The organism is Haloferax sp. Atlit-10N (assembly GCF_003586325.1).
Taxonomy (GTDB): domain Archaea; phylum Halobacteriota; class Halobacteria; order Halobacteriales; family Haloferacaceae; genus Haloferax; species Haloferax prahovense.
The window spans coordinates 1-434 of record NZ_PSYX01000192.1 but is presented as its reverse complement, the minus strand read 5'-3'; the positions used below and the strand labels follow the sequence as shown (position 1 = coordinate 434).

The following is a 434-nucleotide window of genomic DNA, read 5'->3' as shown; positions in this document are numbered from 1 at the left end:
CCGAAGAACGTCGTGAGGCCGGTCCCCAACAGCGTCAGCATGACGCCGCTTATGACCTGGTTCGACTTCAGGGAGATACAGAGGAACGCGTGGACGGCCGCGAGCGCCATCCCGCAGGCGATGCCGGCACCGAAGCCGAGCCAGTAGTTCCCCGTAACGGCGGTGACGACGAACCCGCCGAGCGCGCCGACGAGCATCATCCCCTCGACGCCGAGGTTGAGGACACCCGCCCGCTCACTGATGAGTTCCCCCATCCCGGCCATCAGGAGCACGGTCGCCGCCTGAACGGTCGCATCGAGCAGGCCGGCGATGAACGTCACCATCAGTCGTCACCTCGCTGTGGCTGGGCAGGCGTCTCTGTTGGCCCGCGTTTGATGTCGATACCGACACGATAGCTCTTGAAGAACTCCGCAGTGATCAGAAAGAGGATGACG

The 434-nt window shown here is 64.1% G+C and carries 1 pseudogene; it reads right to left on the bottom strand.

The window, feature by feature from the left end:
- A pseudogene (locus tag C5B91_RS21835) lies at positions 1-323 on the bottom strand (ABC transporter permease); the annotation flags it as partial.
- Between the last annotated feature and the right edge of the window lie 111 nt (positions 324-434).